The sequence below is a fragment of the Brassicibacter mesophilus genome (assembly GCF_050433385.1).
GTDB lineage: Bacteria > Bacillota > Clostridia > Tissierellales > Proteiniboraceae > Brassicibacter > Brassicibacter mesophilus.
On sequence record NZ_JBNPXI010000005.1, the window covers coordinates 84,330 to 108,343 of the forward strand.

Annotated in this window: 19 protein-coding genes and 2 riboswitches; of the genes, 17 read left to right on the plus strand and 2 right to left on the minus strand. The window is 31.9% G+C overall.

Translation table 11 applies throughout. The features are described 5' to 3' along the window. Nucleotides 1–660: 660 nt before the first annotated feature. The 9 genes from HNR33_RS07970 to rbr all read left to right on the plus strand — a co-directional run bounded on the left by HNR33_RS07970 (nt 661) and on the right by rbr (nt 12,988). On the plus strand, nt 661–960 hold the full coding sequence (locus HNR33_RS07970) for a hypothetical protein (protein WP_429082062.1): 300 nt from the start codon (nt 661–663) through the stop codon (nt 958–960). A gap of 245 nt (nt 961–1,205) precedes the next feature. Next, nucleotides 1,206–3,791 (plus strand): GH39 family glycosyl hydrolase, encoded by a 2,586-nt coding sequence (locus tag HNR33_RS07975; RefSeq protein ID WP_429082064.1) that lies wholly within the window; start codon nt 1,206–1,208, stop codon nt 3,789–3,791. A 265-nt stretch (nt 3,792–4,056) separates the two neighbouring features. Further along, nucleotides 4,057–8,151: a SpaA isopeptide-forming pilin-related protein gene (locus tag HNR33_RS07980; protein WP_429082066.1), complete on the plus strand. Its 4,095-nt coding sequence runs from the start codon at nt 4,057–4,059 to the stop codon at nt 8,149–8,151. A 92-nt stretch (nt 8,152–8,243) separates the two neighbouring features. Continuing rightward, nucleotides 8,244–8,984: a class D sortase gene (locus HNR33_RS07985; protein WP_429082068.1), complete on the plus strand. Its 741-nt coding sequence runs from the start codon at nt 8,244–8,246 to the stop codon at nt 8,982–8,984. 212 nt (nt 8,985–9,196) lie between these two features. Then, nucleotides 9,197–9,883 (plus strand): VCBS repeat-containing protein, encoded by a 687-nt coding sequence (locus tag HNR33_RS07990; protein WP_429082069.1) that lies wholly within the window; start codon nt 9,197–9,199, stop codon nt 9,881–9,883. 240 nt (nt 9,884–10,123) lie between these two features. After that, a complete protein-coding gene (locus HNR33_RS07995) occupies nt 10,124–11,170 on the plus strand; it encodes a P1 family peptidase (protein ID WP_429082072.1) in 1,047 nt (348 codons plus the stop codon). Nucleotides 11,171–11,203: 33 nt separating this feature from the next. Further along, nucleotides 11,204–11,764, plus strand: coding sequence for a ferritin family protein (locus HNR33_RS08000; RefSeq protein WP_429082075.1), 561 nt, complete (start codon nt 11,204–11,206; stop codon nt 11,762–11,764). A 187-nt stretch (nt 11,765–11,951) separates the two neighbouring features. Beyond that, complete coding sequence (locus tag HNR33_RS08005; protein WP_429082078.1) at nt 11,952–12,377, plus strand: Fur family transcriptional regulator; 426 nt, start codon at nt 11,952–11,954, stop codon at nt 12,375–12,377. Nucleotides 12,378–12,394: 17 nt separating this feature from the next. Next, entirely contained in the window at nt 12,395–12,988 is a 594-nt protein-coding gene (gene rbr, locus HNR33_RS08010; protein WP_429082080.1) for a rubrerythrin, read from the plus strand. A 136-nt stretch (nt 12,989–13,124) separates the two neighbouring features. Here rbr and megL read toward each other — a convergent pair whose 3' ends face one another. Together megL and HNR33_RS08020 are read right to left on the minus strand one after the other, a co-directional pair. Then, nucleotides 13,125–14,327, minus strand: a complete 1,203-nt coding sequence (gene megL, locus HNR33_RS08015) for a methionine gamma-lyase (RefSeq protein WP_429082083.1) — start codon at nt 14,325–14,327, stop codon at nt 13,125–13,127. 201 nt (nt 14,328–14,528) lie between these two features. After that, nucleotides 14,529–16,097 carry a sigma 54-interacting transcriptional regulator gene (locus tag HNR33_RS08020; RefSeq protein WP_429082085.1) on the minus strand — a complete coding sequence of 523 codons (1,569 nt, stop codon included), beginning with the start codon at nt 16,095–16,097 and terminating at the stop codon, nt 14,529–14,531. A gap of 199 nt (nt 16,098–16,296) precedes the next feature. On the opposite strand from HNR33_RS08020, the gene zupT reads away from it, so the two are divergent. The 8 genes from zupT (at nt 16,297) to HNR33_RS08060 (ending at nt 23,955) form a co-directional block, all read left to right on the plus strand. Further along, nucleotides 16,297–17,109 carry a zinc transporter ZupT gene (zupT, locus tag HNR33_RS08025; protein WP_429082087.1) on the plus strand — a complete coding sequence of 271 codons (813 nt, stop codon included), beginning with the start codon at nt 16,297–16,299 and terminating at the stop codon, nt 17,107–17,109. Between the two features lie 179 nt (nt 17,110–17,288). Continuing rightward, nucleotides 17,289–17,399: riboswitch (SAM riboswitch) on the plus strand. A 218-nt stretch (nt 17,400–17,617) separates the two neighbouring features. Next, entirely contained in the window at nt 17,618–18,823 is a 1,206-nt protein-coding gene (locus tag HNR33_RS08030) for a M20 family metallopeptidase (protein ID WP_429082090.1), read from the plus strand. A gap of 32 nt (nt 18,824–18,855) precedes the next feature. Beyond that, a riboswitch (SAM riboswitch) is annotated at nt 18,856–18,963 on the plus strand. Between the two features lie 97 nt (nt 18,964–19,060). Further along, complete coding sequence (locus HNR33_RS08035; RefSeq protein WP_429082092.1) at nt 19,061–20,140, plus strand: methionine ABC transporter ATP-binding protein; 1,080 nt, start codon at nt 19,061–19,063, stop codon at nt 20,138–20,140. Beyond that, nucleotides 20,088–20,768, plus strand: coding sequence for a methionine ABC transporter permease (locus tag HNR33_RS08040; RefSeq protein ID WP_429082095.1), 681 nt, complete (start codon nt 20,088–20,090; stop codon nt 20,766–20,768). Before HNR33_RS08035 ends, HNR33_RS08040 begins: the two co-directional genes overlap by 53 nt. 18 nt (nt 20,769–20,786) lie before the next feature. After that, a complete protein-coding gene (locus HNR33_RS08045; protein ID WP_429082098.1) occupies nt 20,787–21,614 on the plus strand; it encodes a MetQ/NlpA family ABC transporter substrate-binding protein in 828 nt (275 codons plus the stop codon). 344 nt (nt 21,615–21,958) lie between these two features. Further along, a complete protein-coding gene (locus HNR33_RS08050; protein ID WP_429082101.1) occupies nt 21,959–22,894 on the plus strand; it encodes a helix-turn-helix transcriptional regulator in 936 nt (311 codons plus the stop codon). A gap of 64 nt (nt 22,895–22,958) precedes the next feature. After that, nucleotides 22,959–23,417, plus strand: coding sequence for a GyrI-like domain-containing protein (locus HNR33_RS08055; RefSeq protein WP_429082103.1), 459 nt, complete (start codon nt 22,959–22,961; stop codon nt 23,415–23,417). Nucleotides 23,418–23,511: 94 nt separating this feature from the next. Continuing rightward, complete coding sequence (locus HNR33_RS08060) at nt 23,512–23,955, plus strand: DUF3788 domain-containing protein (protein ID WP_429082106.1); 444 nt, start codon at nt 23,512–23,514, stop codon at nt 23,953–23,955. Nucleotides 23,956–24,014: the final 59 nt, after the last annotated feature.

The following is a 24,014-nucleotide window of genomic DNA, read 5'->3' on the forward strand; positions in this document are numbered from 1 at the left end:
TCTTATTATCCCTAAGTTATAGCTGTTTTTATCATTCCATCTTAAATAGATAAAAAAAGCATTATCAATATACTTTTGTGAAATGTAAAGTGTTTAAAAGATAAAACTATATCTTTTCATAGAATTTATTATTGAATCTTCTTAAATAGATTTATATACATGTCAAGCTTGTTTGATGTTAGGTATGGCTACAATGAAACCTAGTCGTTTTTAAGAATCGCTTAGGAAATATTTTATCTATGAGGATATTTTAGTGATACAATCAAAAAAAATGGGGTATCAAACCATAAGTGTGAATATAAGGAATAAATGAACTACAAGGATAAACTACCAGTATTATCCATGTACAAACATATAAAATATTTATGGAGAAAACAATATTTATTCTGAAAAAGGCAAAAAACAGTACACTAAATAGCAAAAAATTATGTACATTTTAGCAACAAAGGGAGTGATGTGACTAAACTTGATCTTATATAATATGATAGACATTATTTTAGGAATTCACTTAAAAAGGATGATAAAGAGCTAAAAATCAATATCTTTTATAAAATAATGTCAATTTCTATTCCTATGTAATGGTATTTGCTTAAAACGAAATACTTTAATAAATAAGAAGGTGGAAAAGTGGAAAATAAACGTAAGTTCATAAAAAATTTGATGAGGAAAAAAGATGAGCAGTTTAGTAATCTGATGAAGTATTGCTTAAATGGAAAGCGTGAAAATTTTAAAAATATAGAAAAATTTCTTTGCATGTTAAGGGAAACTAGCTCTATGTTTGGCTATAAAGAACTTGTAGAGATGAGTAGAGAACTGTATCTATGTTTAATATTGTATGGAGATAGTGCAAAGAAAGATAAAGATTTATTATTAAAAATATTGAGTTTATACAGTGGCATTTATGCAGAAATTAAGGAATTAAACAAAGATATAGCATATGCAGATGCTATTGCAAAATAGAACTATAGGAATGACGAGCAAAACAATATTGAATATCTAGATAAAATATATATTATATATGATGAAATTATATTATTAAATTTGCTTGAAGAAATCTTTATCAAAAGGGGATATTAGCTAATAAAGATAGCTATAAAAACTGAAATCAAATATAGAAATAGGCTTTGAAATTATACTTCCAGTTCATTGAAGAAATATTTGAGAGCTTAAAAAAGGATAACTGTACAAGGGGGATAGTGAATTTAATGCAATACAATTATGAAATAGTAAGAAGTCAAGAAGGACTTCCGATAAAAGTATTTATCCATAGTATCAATAGATTTAAAATGCACTGGCACAATGAAATAGAAATACTTTTAGTTTTACAGGGGACAGTAAATATAAGAGTTGGAAATGAAAGATTCCTTCTAAGAGAAAATGATTTAATTCTAATAAACAGTAATGAAATTCATAGTACTAGCAAAACTAAAGAAGATAACATATTATTGGCATTGCAAATTAACTCTGAATGGTATTCTACCTATTATCCACGCTTCAGCAAAATGATATTTGATTGTAAATCTTTTTTTCACGGAAAGCATGCTCAGAAAAAGTTTGATGTAATTAGACATTATCTAGCCAAAATAGTATGGGAGCTTAACAAAAAAACAGTAGGATATCAGTTTATAGTAGGAAGTGAGGTTCATTTGCTCGCAGCTTATCTAGTAAATAACTTTGATCATATGCCTATAGATGATGGAAAATCTGTGGAGATAAGTAAAGATATAAATAGGATGCAAAACATTATAAATTATATAAATAAAAACCTAGAAAGAAAAATAACTCTTCAAGAAATAGCAGATAACCATCAACTTAATAAATATTACTTATCCCATTTCATTAAAAGAAATATAGGAATGTCCTTTCAGGAATATTTAAATAATATAAGATTAGATAAGGCTATTAATCTAATGCTAAATACTGACAAAACAATAACAGAAATATCTTATGAAAGTGGATTTCCTTCAACCAAATCTATTAATAAGCTTTTTAAAGATATATATGGACAATCGCCTTCAGAATACAGAAAAAAACATGGAAACACGAACTGCAATATAAAGTGTGCAGATGTGGATAAAGAACAGAAAAAGAGTAGGACGTATTTAGATGTTGATAGAAAAGCGGCACTTAAAAAGCTATTTAGCTATATAGAGCTTTCATACAGTGAGAAGCAGCATCACAATATGATTCCTAGAACTAGAGATAATATATCTGTAGATGCAGATAGTGAAGGAGTGTCCTATGTTCCTTATTGGAAAAAGCTAACTTCCTTTACTAGAGCAGCAGAAGGATTGAGAAAAGAATGGCAAAATCAACTTGAAGAGCTGCAAAATGAAATTGGATTTGAATACATAAGATTCCATGGAATCTTTGCAGACGATATGATGATATTTAATATTAGCAATGATGGAAATATTGTTTACAATTGGTCCTATGTAGATGAGCTTTTTGATTTTTTGAAAAAAGTGAATATCAAGCCTTTTATTGAGTTGGGATTCATACCTTCAGAAATAAAAAAATCAGACGAAACGATTTTTTGGTGGAAGGCAAACATATCGCAACCAAGAGATATTAAGCTATGGACAGATTTAGTATCAGCATTTGTAAAGCATTGTATCAATAGGTATGGATTAAAAGAAGTTGAAACGTGGTACTATGAAGTATGGAATGAACCAGATCAAGAATATGTTTTTTGGATTGGAGGAAAAGAAGAGTATTTTAAATTTTATGAACAAACTGTTGTATCTGTCAAGTCAGTTTGCAATAGATTGAAGGTAGGAGGGCCTTCTATTTCTCACCAAACTATTGTTGACAGTTCTTGGCTAGAGGATTTTTTAGAATACTGCTGTCAGAACAGTGTTCCTTTGGATTTCGTTTCTTTACATATATATCCTGAGTTTTACCCAGTAAAAGATGGCTTAAATGAATTAGAACTATTGACGGAACGAGGAGAAAGACCAGCAGATATATTAACATATTGGGGAAATCTAGAAAAGATTTATTTTGGTAAAAATCATACTTACAACATCTTAAAATTAGTGAGGGAGAAAATAAATCAGAGTTTACTATACACTCCAGAAATTCATGTTACTGAATGGAATGCATCTGCATCTAATCGAAATTTAATTCATGATACGTGTTTTGTAGCAAATTTTATTATTAGTAATATTTTAAATTGCATAGGGAAAGCTGATTCCATAGGATATTGGACTTTCACAGATATTAATGAAGAAGCTAAAGCAGGCACTTCAGCATTCCACGGAGGTTTTGGGTTAATCAATAAAAACGGATTGAAAAAACCTTCATACTTTGCATACTATTTATTATCAAAGCTAGGAGATAAAATAATCGAGCAGGGGGATGAATACATTGTTACAAAAAAAGATGAAGACATTCAGATACTAGTCTATAACTATGCTTACTTTGATGATTTATTCTTAAATGGAGATACTTCTGCGTTGACTAATACAGAAAGATATTTAGTATATGAGAATAAGGTAGCTAAAGAAATAGATATAAATATAAGTGGGCTTTCAGGCTATTATAAGATAACAAAGTACCAGTTAAACATAGAGAATGGATCGGTGGCTGATGAATGGATAATCATGGGGACACCTGAAGATATGACCAAAGAAGAACTAAGATATCTTCATGGTAGGTCATATCCTAAAGTTACTTTAGAATATCTAGATCTAGATGGACATTATAAAGAAAAACTTTATGTGCCAGTACATGGTGTAGGGATGATAACATTAGAAAAAAAGATTAAGCAATCTAATAACTCAAAATAGTTCTCTCTTAATAAAATCCTTACTGATCTAAAAAATAAATAGATTGTAGTTTTTAAAAAAACGATTTCATTTTAAAGGTGAAGTCGTTTTTTATTTATTATATGAATAATTTGCTTAAATAGCAAAAAAAGGGATGAATATAAGCAACATAAGCATAGATTTATATTTGAAAATTAAAGATAATCAAATGGTAAGCGCACAAAGTCTATTAAATTTATGCAGCTTATTATTAAAAAATACAAAAATTATGGAGAGGAGGACTATATTGAAAGCGTTTTATAGTAAGAAGAAGTACAAATTAAGCTTGATCATAATTATGGTATTGATACTTCAGATGATAGCACCTGGGGTATTGCACTATTCTTTTGCCGATGAGGTTGGAACAATAGAACCAATAAAAACTGAAAATTTTCTGTTAACTAATTATAGCAATCTTACAGTTGCAGAAGACATTTATTCAGAGCCTGGAGAGTTCCAGTTCATTACTAGTGTGGAGCTTACAGATGAAGATGGTAATCCATTAGGAGAAGATATAGAAAAGAACTCAAAGGTTCGTATCACTTATTATTTTGCAATTCCTGATGATATAGGAGTAAATGAGGGAGATACTTATGCATTAATAATTCCTAATGAAATAAAAATAGTAAGCCCAATAGAAATTCCATTAAATGGAGAAGAAGGATTAATAGCCACAGCTAATATAGGTACTGATAATAACGTGATTATTGATTTCACACAGTATGCAAGTACTTTATCAGGCATAGCAGGATATTTTTATGTCTACACTGAATTTAATGAGAAAGAGATAGGCAATGATGGAGAAACTAAGATTGAATTTGACCTTGGAGCAAATAGTAGCCAATCAATAACGGTTAACTTTGAAAAAGAACCAGAAACATCTGTGATTAATCTTGTTAAATCAGGAAATTATGACAATCAAAATAATGAGATAACATGGAATATTGTGGTTACTCCTGAGACTGCACCTGACCGAAGACCCATAAGTAATGTAGTTATAACAGATACTATTCAGGGAGGACAAAGCTACATTGATGGATCTGCTAAAATTACTCCTGATGTAAATACGGGAGAGTTTACATGGGATGAAATAGGTAAAGTTCTGACCTATAAATTTAATAAGGAAATTAACACAACTCCAGATGAAGAGTACACAATCACATTTAAAACAAAACCTGATATTAGTAGATTTGATTCTGAAGGGAAAAAGATTTACTTTAAGAATCAATCCAAGGTAGCCTATGAGGATAATGGAGAATCTGTTTCAAATGAAGCTCAAGTTAATACAACGGTAGATTTTATTCGTAAAACTGGGAAATATAATAGTGCAACGAAACAAATTGACTGGACGATAACAATCAATAACAATCACATGAATATTTCAAATGCCAAGATTGTAGATACTATTCCAGACGGATTAGAATTAGAACAAGGCACAATAAAGCTTGATGGAAATAGTATAGAAGTAACAGTTGATGGACCTTTAACATATGCAGGGAATGTCCTAACATATAGTTTTAGTGAAGAAATTAGTAAATCCCATTCATTAACATTTTCAACAAAGGTTGTGGACCCTGATGCATATAACTCTAACACACCAAAAACATATAAAAACTTTGTAGAATTAATAGGAGATGGGGTTCCAGGAAATGCTACAGACGAAAAAGGTGTAGGAGTTCCTACTAGCGTGATTAAAAAAGAAGGAATTGGATATAACAAAACAACTCACGAAATTACATGGAAGATTACTGTTAATAGCAACAAGATTAAAATAGAAAATGCAATATTTAGTGATGATATACCTAAAGGGCTGGAGTATGTTGATGGATCCTTTACAATTGACAACGGATTGAACACTGATAAATTTACTTACATTCCAGCAGATGAGAATGACAGTGAAAAAACAGGGAGCTTCACTTATACTTTTCCAGAGGAAATTAGTGATACTTATACAATAACTTTTAAGACTGAGGTATTAGATAATACAATCTATGCTAATAATGCGAGTAAAACTTTTTATAACATTGCAAAATTATCTGGTGATAACATACCTGAGTCTACTTCAAAAGGACAACAATATGTAAGCAGTCAAGTCATTAAAAAAACTGGCACGAATTATGATTACCTTACTAGAGAAGCAACTTGGATAATAGTAGTTAATCAAAACAAGATGCCTATGAAGAACGCATACGTTATAGATAAAATAGGTGAATATCAAGAATTTGTAGAAAAGTCAGTTACGATTAACGGCAACTCTGCAACACAAGGAAACAAAGAAGATAAAGACGGCTACAGCTTTGACCAAGATACAAAAACATTTAGGTACAATTTTCCTGAGGAAATTAACGATATACAGACTATAATCTTTAAAACGAGGATAACTGACCTTTCCATCTTTGACACTAATGGAGATAAAAAAATATATAATACTACAGAATTATTTGGAGATGATATTCCTGCTAGTGTTAAATCAAGTGGAGATGTAACTATAAAAAATACTGTAGTTAGTAAGATAGGGAAATATACAAGTGGTAACTCCTATATAGATTGGGAAGTAATAGTTAACCAAAATCATCTAGCAATAGAAAATGCTATTCTTGAGGACACATTACAAGAGGGGCTTGAACTAGATACCTCATCAGTTAGGTTAGTCAAGTTAATAACTGCAGATGATGGCAAGCTTACAGAAGGAGAAGAAATAGCACTAGATGGAAGTAATGTAAAATACGATGTGGAGGCAAGAAAATTCGAATTTAGCTTTAATGAAACCATTGATGATGCGTATATATTAAAGTTTAGAACTAATATTGCTGACACTCACAAGAACCATACTTTCATGAATACGATAAGTTTCAAAGGAACTGGATTGAACCAACAGGATACTAGTTCAGGAACAAAAGTTAGTTTCCAAACTGGAGGGGGAGGAGCCTCAGGATCTAATGGCAGTATTACTGTCATTAAGGTAGATAGTGCGGATCATACATCAAAATTAAAAGGTGCTGCATTTGAACTTCTAGATAAGTTTAAAAATATTTTGAAAACTTCTACTGAAACAGGAGAAGATGGGAAAATAGTATTTGACAAACTGAAATTCAACACTACTTATTATATAAGAGAGAAAACTCACCCTACAGGCTATGTATTAAGTAATGAGCTTTATGAATTTACACTTAAGAATGAAGAAGATTCAAAAAATATAACATATAACTTTGAAAATAATAGAATCAAAGGAAATATTGAATTTACCAAAATAGGTGAAGAAGGAGAGCCAATTGAATGTGCAGAATTCACTCTATATATTAAAGACGATGAAAAATTTAAAACCCCAATTGCGACAGCCATAAGTGATGAGCAAGGAAAAGTAGTGTTTAAGGATATTGAATACGGACGCTACAAAATAGTTGAGACTAAAGCACCTTTAGGATATAACATAACAAAAGAAATTTTAGAAGCAACCGTAGAAGAGGAAGGCGTAACAGTTAAAGCAGATCCAGAAAGCATATCTAATACTAAAATAAGAGGAAGCTTCGAGCTAACTAAAACAGATATATCAGCATCAAAATTTTTACCAAATGCGAAGATAGCAGTATATACTGAAGATAACACCTTAGTAGAAGAAAAGATAACTGATGAAAATGGAACAGTGAAGTTTGAAGGATTAGCATTTGGTAAATATTATTTTAAAGAAACAAAAGCACCAGACGGATATGTAATAAATAATGAAAAACATACATTTGAAATCAAAGAGAATGAGGAAACAGTAAAACATATTCTAAAAAACAAAAAGAAAACAGTACCAACAGACCCGGGAGAGCCTGAAGAACCAGAAGAACCAGAGAAGCCAGAAAAACCAGAGAAACCAGAGAAACCAGAGAAACCTGAAGAACCTGAAGAACCAGAGGATTCAGAGGAACCAGAAGAGTCAGGAGAGCCTGAAGAACCAAAGGAACCAGAAGAATCAGAGGATCCTAAAGAACCAGAGGAGCCTATTGAAGAAACTACACCTAAAGAGACACCGAAGGATGGTGAGGTAGAAGTTCCAGAGGATAGCACTACAGAGATTGGTAAACCTCCTGAAAATGGAACAGTTACTATAGACGAAAATGGAAAATGGACATATACACCTAACTCAGGTTTCGTAGGAAAGGATAGGTTTACAATAAAAATCGTTCATCCAGACGGAACGGAAGAAGAAATTTTTGTCGAGATAGATGTAGAAGATATACCTATTGGTATTCCAGACGAGCTTCCTAAGACTGGTGAACATAGCAGGTCAGGATTTTATCTCATAGGATTACTATTGATGTTAGCAGGAATATTCCTAAGAAGGAAGATAGCATAGAAGAAGACAGTTCAAAGAAAAGGCAGAGACTAAATCTCTGCCTTTTTAAAATCTACCATAAAGGAACGCTAAGAACAGGAAGGATAGATATAATGCTAAGGAGAATTGTTTCTACAATAATCATACTAACAGGGCTATTAGTAGTAGCATATCCTAAGGGGTCAGAGTTATTCCATAACTACAAACAACAAAAACTCATAAAAGAATGGCAACAAAGTTTATTAGCTATAGAAAGTAGTTATACAACACCTCAAGAAAATAATGAGACCATATTACTAGGTAAAGAAAAAGCACAAAATAAAGATATTAGTAATAATAGAACGCTAAAAGATTATTCGAGTTATAGTGAAAGATATGAAGAGGCAGAAAAAAAGAAGAAAGAAAACGAAAGAAAGAAAAAAGAAGCTGAAGAGAAGAGAAGAAAAGAATACATAAAAAAGAACATGGAAGGAATGCTTATAATTGAAAAAATCAATTTGAGTTTACCAATATTACATGGAGCTACAGATAAAAATTTAAAAATGTCAGCGGCAAGTATAGAAAATACAGGGGAAGCGGGAAAAATCGGAAATTATTCCATAGCTGGTCACAGAAGTCGTACTTTTGGAAGAAATTTTAATAGGTTAGATGAAGTAGAGATAGGGGACATACTAGAGGTTGACGATGGAAAAAATCAGTATAGATATACTGTATCAGAAAAATTGTATGTTAAGCCAGAAGAAGTGTGGGTATTGAATGGCAATAAAAAAGATAAAGAAATAACACTAGTAACATGTCACCCTATGACTAAATCAACTCACAGATTAATAATAAAAGGAAAAATCAATGAATAAACCATTTTGCCCGCTCCATATTATTGGCTTTCTATAATACACTCAGGAAAACTATAGCATAATTAGAATCTAGAAAAAACAAATATTGTGAAATAGATACTACTGGCAACTCAAAATTGTGTGTACTTTAGTACTTAACACTGCGAAACTAGAACTTCTGCTCTACACTAGCATATGATAATAATAAATGCTTGTGGAGGAGGTATTGAGCAATGATAGTCTATTTTGCAAGAGGAGATGTAAATGGCGACGGGATACCAGATAACGTTTATCTTACTGGTGTAAAAACACCAGATAGTCCATTTGTACAAAGGATTACTCTTGTAGTTCAAGATGGAAGAACAGGTATGTTTAGTTCTATTCCTCTTAAATCAGATGCTGGGTATAATCCCACTCTCTTTTTAGGAGATTTTACGGGTGATGGAGTCGATGACATACTAATAAGCATTAATTCAGGCGGAAGTGGTGCTATTATGTATCATTACATCTATTCATATCTGATGAATATACCAAGATTATTATTTGACTACAATGTATTCAATGAAGCTTATGATTATAAAGTGACGTATAAGGATTATTATAAGGTTGAAGTAGTTAATATTACGGCAGGTATTAAATATATAATTGATATTTCCTATAAAGGAAAAGATTATTTAGATGAAATATACGATTCAGATGGCAAATTGAAGTCACCGATAGAAGGGTTTGTAAATCCATTAAGTGGGCTTTATCCGATTGATTTTGACTCAAATGGGGTATATGAGCTGTTAGCATATCAAAAAGTTGCAGGCAGATACAATGCAGATTCATTAGGATATATTCAGACATCATTGAAATGGCAGAGAAATCAATTCACTATGTTTAATCAAAACATAGCAATTTTTGGAGCAGAACTATAAAACATCAGAAAAAAGCTTGTGAAGTATTTAAATCATTTAAAAATTATTAACATAGATGGGACAGTGAATCTGTCTCATTATTTTTTATACATTATTTTAACTCCTTTGGTCATATCTTGGATTATATCAGATAATAAGGTATTATTGATATATACTGGGGAAAACTTTTTGTATGCATATGAATACAGAGATACATGATATGTAGAGTATGTAATATATAAGTTAAGGGGTGGAGTGAGAGTGACAAAACAAAAAAGAATAGAAGATTATAAAATAAGTATTGGAGAATTACCAAAGGGAAAGCTTAATAAAATTACGGATGTAAAGGGAGTTAAGGTAGGTCACTGCACAATAGACACTGACGAGAATAAAACTGGTGTTACCGTAATACTTCCGATGGAAGAAAATATCTATCAGAATAAACTTATTGCAGCAGCATATGTGTTAAATGGCTATGGAAAAACTTTAGGACTTGTTCAAATTGACGAATTAGGAAGTATGGAATCAATTATAGCTTTAACAAATACTTTAAACGTTGGGCTGGTTCATGATGCCGTAGTTGAGTTTATGGTAGAAGAATCTAAAAAAGATGGTATTGAAATAAAAACTATTAATCCCATAGTATGTGAATGTAATGATGGTTATCTAAATAATATTCAAAATAGAGCAGTAAAAAAGGAACATGTGTTTAAAGCTATAGGAGACGCAAAAATAGATTTTGAAGAAGGCGATGTAGGTGCAGGAAAAGGGATGATATGCCATCAACTAAAAGGTGGTATAGGCTCAGCATCACGTGTTTTAACTATTGATGGAAAAGACTATACCATAGGAGTTTTGGTCTTATCAAATCATGGATTACTAAATGATTTATCTATTAATGGCAAAAATATTGGAAATATGATTTCTAAAGAGCTGGGCATGAAAGTAGTGACAGATAAAGGCTCAATAATATCAATAATAGCTACTGATATACCTGTCAGCAGTATACAACTGCATAGAATATGCAAGAGAGCTGGAGTAGGACTGGCAAGATTAGGTTCATATATTGGACATTGTAGTGGCGAAATAATGATTGCTTTTTCCACGGCAAATATAATTAAAAATCAACCTAACAAGAATATAATGGATATACAGGTTCTAAATGATAATATAATTGACACTGTTTTTAGAGCAGTAGCTGAATGTGAAGAAGAAGCGGTTCTTAACTCTATGATCACAGCGGAAAGAGTCATAGGAAAAGAAGGAAGAACACGAGAAGTTCTTAAAGATTATATACATTTATTATAAACTTTTCAAAGTTAACATAAGGGGGAGAATACTGTGAGGACATTAAAATGCTTATTATGTGGCATGAAGATAAATGAAAAAAATTATAATTTGAATTACCATACATTTGTTAAAAAAAATAAAGAAAATAAGATTATAAACTGTCCTTTCTGCGGAGCAAATGAAGCTTATCTAGATAATGAAAGAGAAATTTATGAACTAGATATTAAATCATTAGATACTGAAAGCTTAAAAGTATTAGAGAAGGCCATGAAATTAGAAGTATTTAATGGAGAATTTTATGAAGAAGCCAGTAGATTAGCTACAGACGAAAAAATAAAGAAGACTTTTAAAGAATTAAGCAGTATAGAATTTATGCATGCAAGGATACATAAAAGATTAGGAGCATTTGAAAAACTGCCAAAGCTACATAGACCGGATTACACTAGGCATAATACAGATGATTTATTGCTTAGAGAAGCTAATAAGCGTGAAAAGCACGCTATATCATTTTATACTAGAAATTATGTGAATGTTTCCTGTCAGATAATAAAGGAAATATTTAATGCATTGTCAGATGTTGAAAAACAGCATGTAGTTATTACAGAAACATAGTTAAAAATAAGAATTTAAGCGTAACCTTCTTGCCAGGTGTATTAAAAAATATATAACAAGGAGGTTATTTTCTATAGTAATCTTTTAATTATAGTATTGACAGCGTGAAAAAATGTAGCTATAATAAAAATGTAATCATTACAATATTGAAAAAAATACAAATAAATTTATGAAAGAAGGGTTTATTATGCATGTGATAGGAGAAAATGCTATCAACATATTATTAGAAAAAGATATTAAACCTTCATATATACGAATAAAAGTGCTTGATTACCTTATAACGAATCAGAATCATCCTACAGTTAATCAAATATATACTGAGCTAATAAATGAAATTCCAACCTTATCAAAGACTACTGTGTATAATTCACTAAAATTATTTATGGATGCAGGAATAGTAAGAGTTATATCTACCGAGGATAATGATGCAAGATATGACGCAGATATTATAAATCATGGACATTTTAAATGCAAAGCTTGTGGAAAAATTTATGATTTTCCTATAGATATAGATAATTATTCTACTAGAGCTCTATATGGTTTTAAGGTAGATGAAAAAAATGTCTATTTCAAAGGCATATGTAACAAATGCCTTGAAAAAATAAATAAATAAAAAAAGGGAGGACAACGATGAAAAATTTGAAAGGAACAAAAACTGCAGAGAATCTTATGAAGGCATTTGCTGGTGAATCACAGGCGCGTAATCGTTATACTTACTATGCTTCAGCAGCTGATAAGGAAGGCTACAAACAAATAAGAAACATATTTATAGAAACTGCTGACAACGAAAAAGAGCATGCAAAAAGATTTTATAAGTTTTTATTAGAGGGATTTCAAGGTGAACTACCTGCCACTATAGATATAGGTGCTAGCTTTCCTGTAGCACAGGGAACAACTCTTGATAACCTAAAGGCGGCAGCAAGTGGTGAGAATGAAGAATGGGCAGATCTTTATCCTGCATTTGCAAAAGTAGCTCAAGAAGAAGGTTTTCCTGAAGTAGCTGTAGCATTTAACATGATAGCTTCAGCCGAAAAAAGACATGAGATAAGATATAATAAGCTTGCTGAAAACATAGAGAATGATAAAGTGTTTAAAAAGGATGAAAAAGTTTTATGGAAATGTGGTAACTGTGGCTATGTTCATGAAGGCATAGAAGCACCTGATAAATGTCCTGCATGTATTCATCCTAAAGCTCATTTTGAATTGTTTGTAGAAACTTACTAGAAGTTGACTTTAAATAATCTCAGCAAATACTAGGTATTAAAGAGTCTTAAGATAGTATTATATGATAACATATAAAGCCACTTAACTAAAATTAAAAGTTAAGTGGCTTTGTATTTAATTAAGTAATCAAGAAGTCTTATAATATTAAGTCTAAAGCATTTTTCAAGTCATTAATAATATCTTCACAGGTTTCAAGGCCAACAGATAGTCTAACTAAACCCTCACTTATTCCAGCAGCTTTTCTTTCTTCTGGTGTATATGGAGAATGTGTCATTGAAGCAGGGTGCTGAATTAGTGATTCTGCATCTCCTAAGCTTACAGCAGTTTTGCATAGGTGAGTGCCATTTATAACTTTTTTGCCTTCTTCGAAACCGCCCTTTAGTTCAAAGGAGATAATTGCTCCTGGTAATTTCATTTGTTTTTTAGCTAATTCATACTGTTCAAAGCTTTCAAGTCCTGGATAGTAAACTTTATCAACTGCATCATGGGACTCTAAAAATCTAGCAACCTTCATTGCATTTTGACAATGTCTTTCCATCCTTATTTCTAAAGTCTTCATTCCTCTCATTATTAAGAAAGCGTCAAATGGACTTAAAGAAGCTCCAGTCATATCCTTAACACCAAAAAGTCTTACTTGGTTTATAAAATCTTGGCTTCCTACTACAAATCCAGCTATAACATCTCCATGACCATTTAAATATTTAGTAGCGGAGTGAATAATAACATCTGCACCAAGCTCTAGTGGTCTTTGGATATATGGAGTAGCAAAAGTATTGTCTACCATTACTAAGCAGTTTTCATTTTCATGAGCTATATTGGATATAGTCTTTATATCGGTAATTTTCAAAGTAGGGTTTGCAGGTGTTTCTAAATATACTACTCTAGTATTCTTTTTCATAGCTTTCCTAACATTTTCAGGATCAGTAACATCTACAAATGTAACTTCAACGCCAAATCTAGTTAATCCATGGTTTAAAAATGCAAAAGTACAGCCGTAAAGAGTTTCTGAAGCAACTATATGATCTCCAGCTTTTAGTGCTGTCCATAAAGCTGAAGAAACGGCACCAATACCAGAAGCAGTAGACATGCTGGCATCTGCACCTTCTAATATAGCAACTTTTTCTTCGACCTGAGTATTTGTAGGATTGCCTAATCGAGTATATATGTAGCCGCCTTCTTCTAAAGCAAATCTTCTTCCACCTTGTTCAGCAGAATCAAATACAAAAGTTGAAGTTTGATAAATAGGAGTAGTTAATGCACCAGTTGCTATATCCTTTTTATGACCACCATGTATAGTTTTTGTTCCAAATCCCATGTTTTTTAATTGTTCTTTATCCATAACTTTTCCCCCCAAAAATCATATTTTTTATTTGATATAAATATAATAAGCAATAATTATACCAAAATTCATTATCTGAAATAAATGCATATAACTGCTAAGAATAGCTATTCTATGTTATTATAAACAAACAAAAAAAAGGTGGAAAGTTTTTAAACCATATAAACACCAAAAGTGTAAAGAATAATTTCCGAATGGAAATTATTCTTTACACTTTATATTATACTTTTTAGCTTTGTTAATAATAGTCGTGTGCGAAACACCTAAAGCTTTAGCTGTTTTTCTAAAACTTTCATTTTTATTTAAGGAATCTATAATTGTTCTTTTTTCACAGTTTTCTATAATTTCTTTCAATGTTAAGTCGCCAGCAAAAGTAAAGTCGATTTGGGGTTTTGTTATAACTTTATTATGGGTTATAATTAAGTTTTCTAGTTTTAATAGATTTCCTTCACAGAGATTCATAGCTCTTTCTATAACATTCTGCAGTTCTCTAACATTACCTGGCCAACTATATTCCATAAGATTATTTATAAATTCCATTTCTGCACCTTCGACCTTTTTATTTAGCTTTTTATTTAATGTATTTATGAAAAAGGTAATCAGTAAAGGAATATCTTCAAGCCTATCTCTAAGTGGTGCAATATATATGGGGATAACATTTAACCTATAATACAAATCTTCTCTGAATGTATTATCATTTATCATTTTCTCTAAATCTTTATTGGTGGCTGCAATAATTCTAACATCAACTTTTTCTTCTTTTTTACTTCCTATCCGTCTGATACTTTTTTCTTGTATGGCTCTTAGTAACTTTGCTTGCATAGGCATAGAAAGCTCACCTATTTCATCTAGAAATAGTGTGCCGCCATCTGCTTCTTTCAAGAGACCTTCCTTACCATTTTCCAAAGCGCCCGTAAAACTTCCCTTTTCATAACCAAATAATTCGCTTTCAATTAAACTGTCAGGAAGAGCAGCGCAATTTAGTGTAACAAAGCTTTTGTTTTTTCTATTACTTAGATTTTGAATAGCTTTTGCAAATAATTCTTTTCCAGTACCGCTTTCTCCGCGTAATAAAATAGTCGAATCATTTTTAGCAACGAGTGTTGAGATTTTTTTTGCTTTTTCAATTAATGCACTATTTCCTATAATATCCTTGAAAGCATCCTCGCTTTTCGCAGAAATTATATTCGCTATTTCTATAACTTTTTTAACATCTCTGATAGACAAAACAGCTCCAAGGGTTTTATTGTTATCATCTTTTATAAGATTTTCTGTGGTTATATACTGTTTATTGTTAGCATTCTCTAAACTAAGCTGAAAATCATTATAATTATTTTCTTTTCCATTCAATTTTACAATAGAGGAGCTATTACCTATTAGTGTTCTTATATCAGTACCTAGAACTTCTTCCTTTTTGCAGTTGAAAACCTTTTCGCAATAATTGTTAAAAATTTCTATTTCAAAGTTCTTATTTACAGAAATTATTCCATCTTCTACAGAGTTAATAATGGCGTGAAGCTTTCTTTCGTTTGTTTCGTATGAAAGTAATTCAACTTCATTTATGGCAATTACTCCATTTAATCTTGATAATTTGTTTATAAGTAAATTTTTTCTGCTTTCATCTATACTTCTTATTTTCACACAAACTTTCTCAGGAAATACTTCTAGAGAATTGAGGTTTATATTAGCTGAATAAATTTGAGATAATATATCTAACGTCATACCAATTTTATCTTTTGTAATTATTTCAAATCTAATAAATTCACTCATATTTATCACCTGTTCTAACAGATTTTTAGTAAAAAATATATCATAGAAAATATTCAATTTTTCTGTTTAAAACCCTTTATTTCAAGTAAACCTTTTGTAAATATTGACTTTATAAGCTTAAGAAAGTATACTTTATTAAGAATGATTTTCAATGCCTATATAATATCAGATATTCTAATGAATATGGGGGATTCATATAATGGAGATTAGTAATTTTGTTTTACCGTTTCTTCTTACACTTTTTGCAGGGCTATCAACAGGTATAGGAGGATTATTTGTACTACTTTTTAGAAAAACTAATGCTAAGCTAATGTCAATTGCTTTGGGATTTTCGGCAGGAGTTATGATATATGTATCTTTTGTAGAGATTTTTAATGAAGCAAGACAACATCTTATCAATAGTTTAGGTGTTAAAAGTGGAGAATGGGCAACTGCGGCTTCATTTTTCTTAGGCATGATGGTAATAGCGCTAATTGATAGATTTGTTCCAAATCCCGAAAATCCACATGAACAGCACAAAATAGAGGAAACTAATAGCTGCGATATAAATCACAATTCAAAAAAACTATTAAAAACAGGAACTTTAACGGCTTTAGCAATAACGATACATAACTTCCCGGAGGGAATAGCTGCTTTTATTTCAGGTGTTAATCAACCATCTTTAGGAATTGCAATTGCTCTAGCAATAGCAATACACAATATTCCTGAGGGGATAGCAGTATCAATACCAGTATATTGTGCTACAGGAAGTAGGAAAAAGGCATTTATTATGTCGTTATTATCTGGACTATCTGAGCCTCTTGGTGCATTAATTGGATATCTTATTTTAAGGCCATTTATGAATGATGTAGTATTTGGAATTTCATTTGCAGCAGTTGCTGGAATTATGGTATTTATATCACTTGATGAGTTACTTCCAGCTGCCAGAGAATATGGTGAACATCATCTGTCAATATTTGGGTTAATAGGTGGAATGGTAGTGATGGCAGTTGGGCTATTAGTGATATTTTAGAGTAATTTACAGTATATAGGATATATGACTAAGCGCTAGTTTTGAAAAAATTTCGGATAATTGGAGATGTGAAACATTTCATCAATATAGAATGGATTTTGTATTTATGATGAAAAATTATATTGACAATAAACTAAGAAACCCTTATAATTAGTTTCAAGTAATTGAATACGAAAAACTTCTTATCAAGAGAGGTGGAGGGACTGGCCCTTTGAAACCTCGGCAGCGGATTCTCAATTTTTGAGAATACTGTGCCAATTCCAGCAAGCGATTAGCTTGAAAGATAAGAAGAGTGTGGATGCTTTCTTTGACTGAATGTATAGCCTCTTCTTATTGTATATAAGAAGGGGTTTTTTGTTTTATAACGAATAGGAAAGTTCTACTTTTATATTTTTAATAACAAGAACTTTCCGTATATGAGTTTCAAAAAAGGCAACATTATAATGTTTCTTTAGAAGCCTTTTTTATAATTGTTCAATTTTATTAAAGTTAAAGGAGAGTGATATGATTGAGATTTAGCACAAAGGAGGTTGAATTTTTTAAGAAGCATATTATTTCAAGTATTGAATCGGGCAGAGAAAAATATATATCTATTAGTCATCAGATTCATAACAGACCGGAGATTGGAAATGAAGAGTTTTTTGCCAGTAAACTACTGTCAGATACGCTAGCAAATCACGGATTTAATGTCTCAGTAGGTGTCGCTGGACACCCAACAGGATTTATTGGCCGTAAAAGGGCTGCCAGTTCTTCAGGGTCTGTGATAGGCTTTTTAGCAGAATATGATGCACTACCTAGTTTAGGACACGCGTGTGGACACAATATTATTGGAGCAACTAGTGTAGCAGCAGCCATTGCATTAGGAAGTATTATAGATGAAATAGGTGGAGAAGTGGTTGTTTTTGGAACACCAGCAGAAGAAGGCGGGCCAAATGGAAGTGCTAAAGGAAGCTTTGTGAGAGAGAATTTATTAGAAGAAATTGATGCATGTATGATGCTTCATCCTTCTAACAGGACTACTATTACAGGAAATAGCCTTGCTGTAGATCCTTTAGATTTTGAATTTATAGGCAAATCTGCGCATGCTTCTGCAGCTCCTGAGGAAGGAATCAATGCTCTAGATTCTGTAATACTTTTATTTAATGGGATCAATGCTCTTAGACAACATGTTGCTGATGATGTAAGAATACATGGAATTATTACACATGGTGGAGATGCTCCCAATATTATACCAGATTATGCAAAAGCAAGATTCTTTATAAGAGCAGAAACAAAATCAAAACTTGATGAAGTAACTAAAAAAGTTAAGGCAATCGCAGAAGGTGCTGCGATGGCTACTGGATCCAAATTAAATATTATAGCATTTCAGAACCCTGTAGATAATCTTCTTATAAATAAAAGGCTTGATGAAGTTTTCAAAAATAACCTAGAAAACCTTGGGGAAAAATTTGATGCTTGTAGTAAAAAAGGTATTGGATCAACTGATACGGGAAACATCAGCCAAGTTGTACCTACTATTCATCCTACAATAAAAATAGGTAATAAAAACTTAGTAGGTCATACTGTTGCTTTCCGTAATGCTGCTATTACAGCAGAAGCCGACAATGCACTGTTATTAGGGGCAAAAGCACTAGCATTAACAGGGTTAGATTTGATTATAGATACAGAGCTTCTTAATCAGATTAAACAAGAGTTTAAATCAGTAAAACGTTAAGAATTAAATGAAGTAAAAAAATAATAAGAGATAACCTATCAAGAGAGACCGAGGGACTGGCCCAATGAAGTCTCAGCAACCAGCGTTTGCATTAATGCCAGGTGCTAAATCCAGCAGAACACAGTTCTGAGAGATGGGAAGGTATAGTAGAATAATATGTCCTTTCCATAGGGCTTTTTTTATTGCTGTTTTTCTGTTAATAATTTTGAAATTATTCTTACGAGGAGAGTGATTGTATTGATTCTGCTTAATGATGTCAACAAGACTTATTTTACTAAGAATCAAGCTGTAGAAGCATTGAAGAAAGTAAATCTTAACATTTCTAAGGGAGAAATATTTGGGGTTATTGGATACAGTGGAGCTGGTAAAAGTACATTGATTAGATGCATTAACTTGCTAGAAAGACCTACGTCAGGAAAGGTTATTGTTGATGGAAAAGAGCTAACTAGTTTTTCACCAAAGCAGCTAAGGCAAAGCAGGAAAAAAATCGGCATGATATTCCAACATTTCAATCTAATGAAGGCACGCAGTGTATTTCAAAACATTGCCTATCCTTTAAAAGGAAGTGGATTAAATAGTAATCAGATACAAAACAAAGTGTATGAACTTCTTGAATTAGTTGGCTTAAATGATAAAGCACATGCATACCCTTCTCAGCTTAGTGGGGGTCAGAAGCAGAGAGTCGCAATAGCTAGGGCACTAGCCAATGATCCAAAGGTTCTTTTATGTGATGAAGCTACATCTGCTTTAGACCCACAAACAACAAAGTCTATACTAAAACTACTAAAGGAAATCAATGAAAAGTTAGGTTTAACTATTGTAATTATTACACATGAAATGCAAGTAATTAAGGAAATATGTAATAGGGTTGCGGTGATGGAAAATGGAGAAATTGTTGAAAACGGAGATGTTTTACAAGTATTTTCGAAGCCTAAAGAGAGTATTACAAAAAGCTTTGTTTCTAATATATTTCATTATAACAATATACAAAGCTTCTACGAAGATGAGCACTTTGTAAATGAAATTGCTGAGAGTCAGATGCTTGCTAAAATATCATTTATGGGACAAAAAACAGGGCAGCCATTTATTTCTCGTATTTCTCGAGTATATAAAATAGATGCTAGTATTTTATTTGGAAATATTGAAAACATCCAAAATGTTCCTATTGGAAGTCTTATAGTTAGGCTTAGTGGAAATAAAGTGAACATTTTAGAGGCAATTAAGTATTTAGAAGACCATAATATCTATGTTGAGGTGATAAAAGATGTTAACGTTGATAAAGACATTAGCACCGAATCTAATCGAGTTATATCCTGATTTGCTTAAAGCATTGTATGAAACTATATGTATGGTTTCTATATCTGGAGTGATATCGACTATATTAGGAATACCTATAGGAGTAATATTAGTAGTTACAAGACCAGGACATATTTTAGAGAATAAGTGGAGCTTTCAGATTGTAGGTAAAATTATGAATACATTAAGGTCAATTCCTTTTATTATTTTGCTGGCTGCTATTATTCCAGTTACTAGGCTTATAGTAGGTACAACTATTGGAATGAAGGGCGCTATAGTGCCATTAATTTTTGGAGCTACTCCTTTTATTGCAAGACAAATTGAATCAGCTTTACTTGATGTTGATAGAGGTGTTATTGAAGCTGCTGAATCAATGGGCTCTAGTCCATTTGAGATTATATGTCGAATTTTACTACTAGAAGGACTCCCAGGAATTATTTATGCATTAACAATTGCCATAATAAGTCTTATTGGACTTTCTGCTATGGCAGGTACGGTTGGCGGAGGAGGGCTAGGTGACTTTGCCATACGCTACGGATATCAGTACTTTAAGACAGATATCATGGTTGTGACTATTATTGTTCTATTAATCCTTGTGAACTTGGTGCAAGGCTTCGGAGAGTTTTTATTAAAAAAAATAAATCACTAAAATCTAGGAGGAATTTAAATGAAAGTTAAAAAGATTTTTATAACATTTATAGCATTAATAGTTATTTTATCTTCATTTGTGGGATGCAGTAATACAAAAACAGATTCTACTATTGAAAAGACTACAATTAAATTGGGTGTTACTGGTGCGGAACATGAAGTGTGGGACTACGTAAAACAGAAGCTAGCTCATGAAAATATCGAGTTAGAAATTGTTGCATTTTCAGATTATGTACGTCCTAATTTAGCTTTAGCTGAAGGAGAGATAGATGCAAATGCATTTCAGACAATTGCTTATTTTGATAAGTTTAAGAGTGACCATAAACTAGACCTTGTCTCTATAGGAAATACAGTACTAGCACCTATGGGGATTTACTCTAATAAAATAGAAACTATTGATGAAGTGAAAAACGGAGATAAGGTAGCTTTGCCCAATGATGCGACAAATGGAGGAAGAGCACTTATTTTACTACAATCGGCAGGACTAATTAAATTAAAAGATGGAGTAGGATTACTTCCAACAATCAAAGATGTAGTTAAAAATCCAAAAAACTTAGAGCTAATAGAGCTAGTAGCAACACAAATACCACGTTCTCTTGATGATGCTAGTATTGCAGTAATAAATAATGGTGTAGCAGTAGAGGCAGGACTTACTCCTACACAAGACTCTATTTTCATTGAGGATGTAAGCAGCGAGAATGCAAAGCCATATATAAACATTATTGCAGTAAAGCCAGAAGATAAAGACAATAAAGCACTCATTAAACTAGCTGATATATATCATCAGGAAGAAACAAAAGAGGTAATTAATAGAGTTTATAAAGGAAATGTGATCCCAGCGTTTTAAAACTGATATTTAAGAGACGACCTAAAATTGTTAGTATATGATGAAAATCCGCATAACTAAAACTTAGTATTAATAGTTATGTGGATTTATGTTTAAATGGTGGCATATGTATTGGAATAAATCTATTAAGTTAATTTATATTCAGTACCTATCATAAGAAATTTGTGAGATTAAAGATATTATATAAATATATTCAATTTTTTATTTAAAAACCTTTATTTTGGTTAATATACCTTTACTATCATTGAATATATTTCTATAAAAAGATATTATTAATATATGGAAGTAAGATACATTATTATGCTGAGGTTAAGTATAATATTTGCTAGTTAGGCGGTGATAGATTGAAACTTGATAGATTAATTTCAATTTTAGTTATTCTTCTTAGAAAAGAGCGTGTTAAGGCAAAAGAATTAGCCGATATGTTTGATGTATCTGTTAGAACTATACTACGTGATGTAGAGGCCATAAATCTTGCAGGAATACCTATAGTCACATATCAAGGTACAAATGGTGGAATAGGGATTGTAGAAGGGTATCGTTTAGATAAAAGTGTTCTGACCGGAGATGACATGGCTGCAATTATAACTATGTTGAACGGAGTCAATAGAACTATTCCTGATAGTAGACATTCTGTTTTAATTGATAAAATCAAAAATACACTTTCGGCTTCACAGCTTGAAAAACTGGATTCAAAAGCAAAACAGCTTGTGATAGATTTATCTCCGTGGGGGGGAGATGAGCTTCTTAAAGCAAAAGTAGCATCTATACGAAATGCAATAGAAAGCTTTAAGGAAATCGAGTTTGTATATACAGATTCATCAGGCAATAGAACCTGTCGCAGAGTCGAACCGTATTCACTGGTTTTGAAAGGACAAAAATGGTACCTCTATGCTTGGTGTTTAGTGAGGAAAGATTTTCGCCTTTTTAAACTGTCAAGAATAAATGAAATGACTGCTTCGGATACAATCTTTACCCCTAGAGAAGTCCTAATGGAACAGCTTCCATGGGATAGTGATTGGCAGAAAACAGAAGATATGGTCGAGCTTGAGCTTGTTTTCGAGAAAGAGCTGGAGAGCATCGTTGATGAATGGTTTGGAGGGAGCACAGTAACTAGGGAAGATGGCAGAATCATGGTTAAGATTATGCTTACTGAAAATAATTGGCTTTATGGTTTTCTCTTAAGTTTTGGTACTGGAGTGGAGGTAGTAAGCCCTTTACATATTCGAAATATTCTTGCTGAAATAGCACAAGGAATATATAAAAAATATTCTAACTAAACATGACACACAGCTGTCATGTTTGGAATGGTATAATTAAGAAAAAATGTAAGGAGGAAAAATAATGAACTTTAAAATTGAGTTAACTGATCAACCTTCACAACATGTGCTTTCTATTAGAACAAGGACTTCTGTCGAGAATCTTCCGGAGGAGATAGGCAAAGCATATAACAGCATTATGCAGTATCTCAAAGAAATTGAGAGTGAACCGTCAGATGTTCCTTTTGTAGCATATTACAATCTAGATATGGAAAATCTTGATGTAGAGATGGGATTCCCTGTTTCCAAGCCTATGGCTGGGAAGGGCAATATAGAATCCAGCGAAATTCCTGCAGGAAAACAAATATCTTGCATGTTTAAAGGACCATATAAAGATATGGAAGCTCCTTATAATGAAATGATGCAATGGATAAAGGAAAATGAATATACAGCTACAGGGGTGTCTTATGAGTTTTATTATAACTCACCTATGGACGTGCCAGAAAGTGAGCTTTTAACTAAAATTGTATTTCCAGTAAAATGAGAAATTTTTAAGGGAGAACCCCTATCTCACCTTTGATAAGTAACATCGAAGAAATGAAAAAATCATTAAGTAGACTATACGAGGAGATATATTAATGTTTGATAGAGATTTAATTCAAGATGCTAGTCATACTCCTACTTATGAAGAAATATTTAATTATATGGACGAATATACACAAAGAATGTGGCAGGATGTAAATTCTTTTATTCAAAATGAATACAATGCTTCACCTAAGATAATGTATAGCAAATGCTCTGGCAAGCCTGGATGGAATATAAAATACAAGAAATCTGGGAAATCACTTTGTACTTTATATCCTGAAAAACATGGCTTTGTGACATTAGTTGTAATTACACTCGACTTAGTACCTATGATTGAAAGCTTGTCTCATGAATTTGATGAAGAAGTACTTGAACTAATGAAAACAGCAAAACCGTTTAATGGAACACTATGGCTTATGATTCAAGTACATAACTTTACAATAGTAGATAATATAAAACATCTTTTAGTACTAAAAAGCACACAAAAGAAGTCGTAAGCAAAAGACTAATAATAACTGAGTGTAGATTATGAATGGAATATGCTCACATATACTTT

What these genes read in the sequence shown, in the direction of transcription:
- HNR33_RS07970 (WP_429082062.1), top strand. Translation starts at nt 661, where the DNA reads ATGAGGAAAAAAGATGAGCAGTTTAGTAATCTGATGAAGTATTGCTTA.
- HNR33_RS07975 (WP_429082064.1), top strand. Translation starts at nt 1,206, where the DNA reads ATGCAATACAATTATGAAATAGTAAGAAGTCAAGAAGGACTTCCGATA.
- HNR33_RS07985 (WP_429082068.1), top strand. Translation starts at nt 8,244, where the DNA reads ATGCTAAGGAGAATTGTTTCTACAATAATCATACTAACAGGGCTATTA.
- HNR33_RS07990 (WP_429082069.1), top strand. Translation starts at nt 9,197, where the DNA reads ATGATAGTCTATTTTGCAAGAGGAGATGTAAATGGCGACGGGATACCA.
- HNR33_RS08005 (WP_429082078.1), top strand. Translation starts at nt 11,952, where the DNA reads ATGCATGTGATAGGAGAAAATGCTATCAACATATTATTAGAAAAAGAT.
- rbr (WP_429082080.1), top strand. Translation starts at nt 12,395, where the DNA reads ATGAAAAATTTGAAAGGAACAAAAACTGCAGAGAATCTTATGAAGGCA.
- megL (WP_429082083.1), bottom strand. Translation starts at nt 14,327, where the DNA reads ATGGATAAAGAACAATTAAAAAACATGGGATTTGGAACAAAAACTATA.
- HNR33_RS08020 (WP_429082085.1), bottom strand. Translation starts at nt 16,097, where the DNA reads ATGAGTGAATTTATTAGATTTGAAATAATTACAAAAGATAAAATTGGT.
- zupT (WP_429082087.1), top strand. Translation starts at nt 16,297, where the DNA reads ATGGAGATTAGTAATTTTGTTTTACCGTTTCTTCTTACACTTTTTGCA.
- HNR33_RS08040 (WP_429082095.1), top strand. Translation starts at nt 20,088, where the DNA reads ATGTTAACGTTGATAAAGACATTAGCACCGAATCTAATCGAGTTATAT.
- HNR33_RS08045 (WP_429082098.1), top strand. Translation starts at nt 20,787, where the DNA reads ATGAAAGTTAAAAAGATTTTTATAACATTTATAGCATTAATAGTTATT.
- HNR33_RS08055 (WP_429082103.1), top strand. Translation starts at nt 22,959, where the DNA reads ATGAACTTTAAAATTGAGTTAACTGATCAACCTTCACAACATGTGCTT.
- HNR33_RS08060 (WP_429082106.1), top strand. Translation starts at nt 23,512, where the DNA reads ATGTTTGATAGAGATTTAATTCAAGATGCTAGTCATACTCCTACTTAT.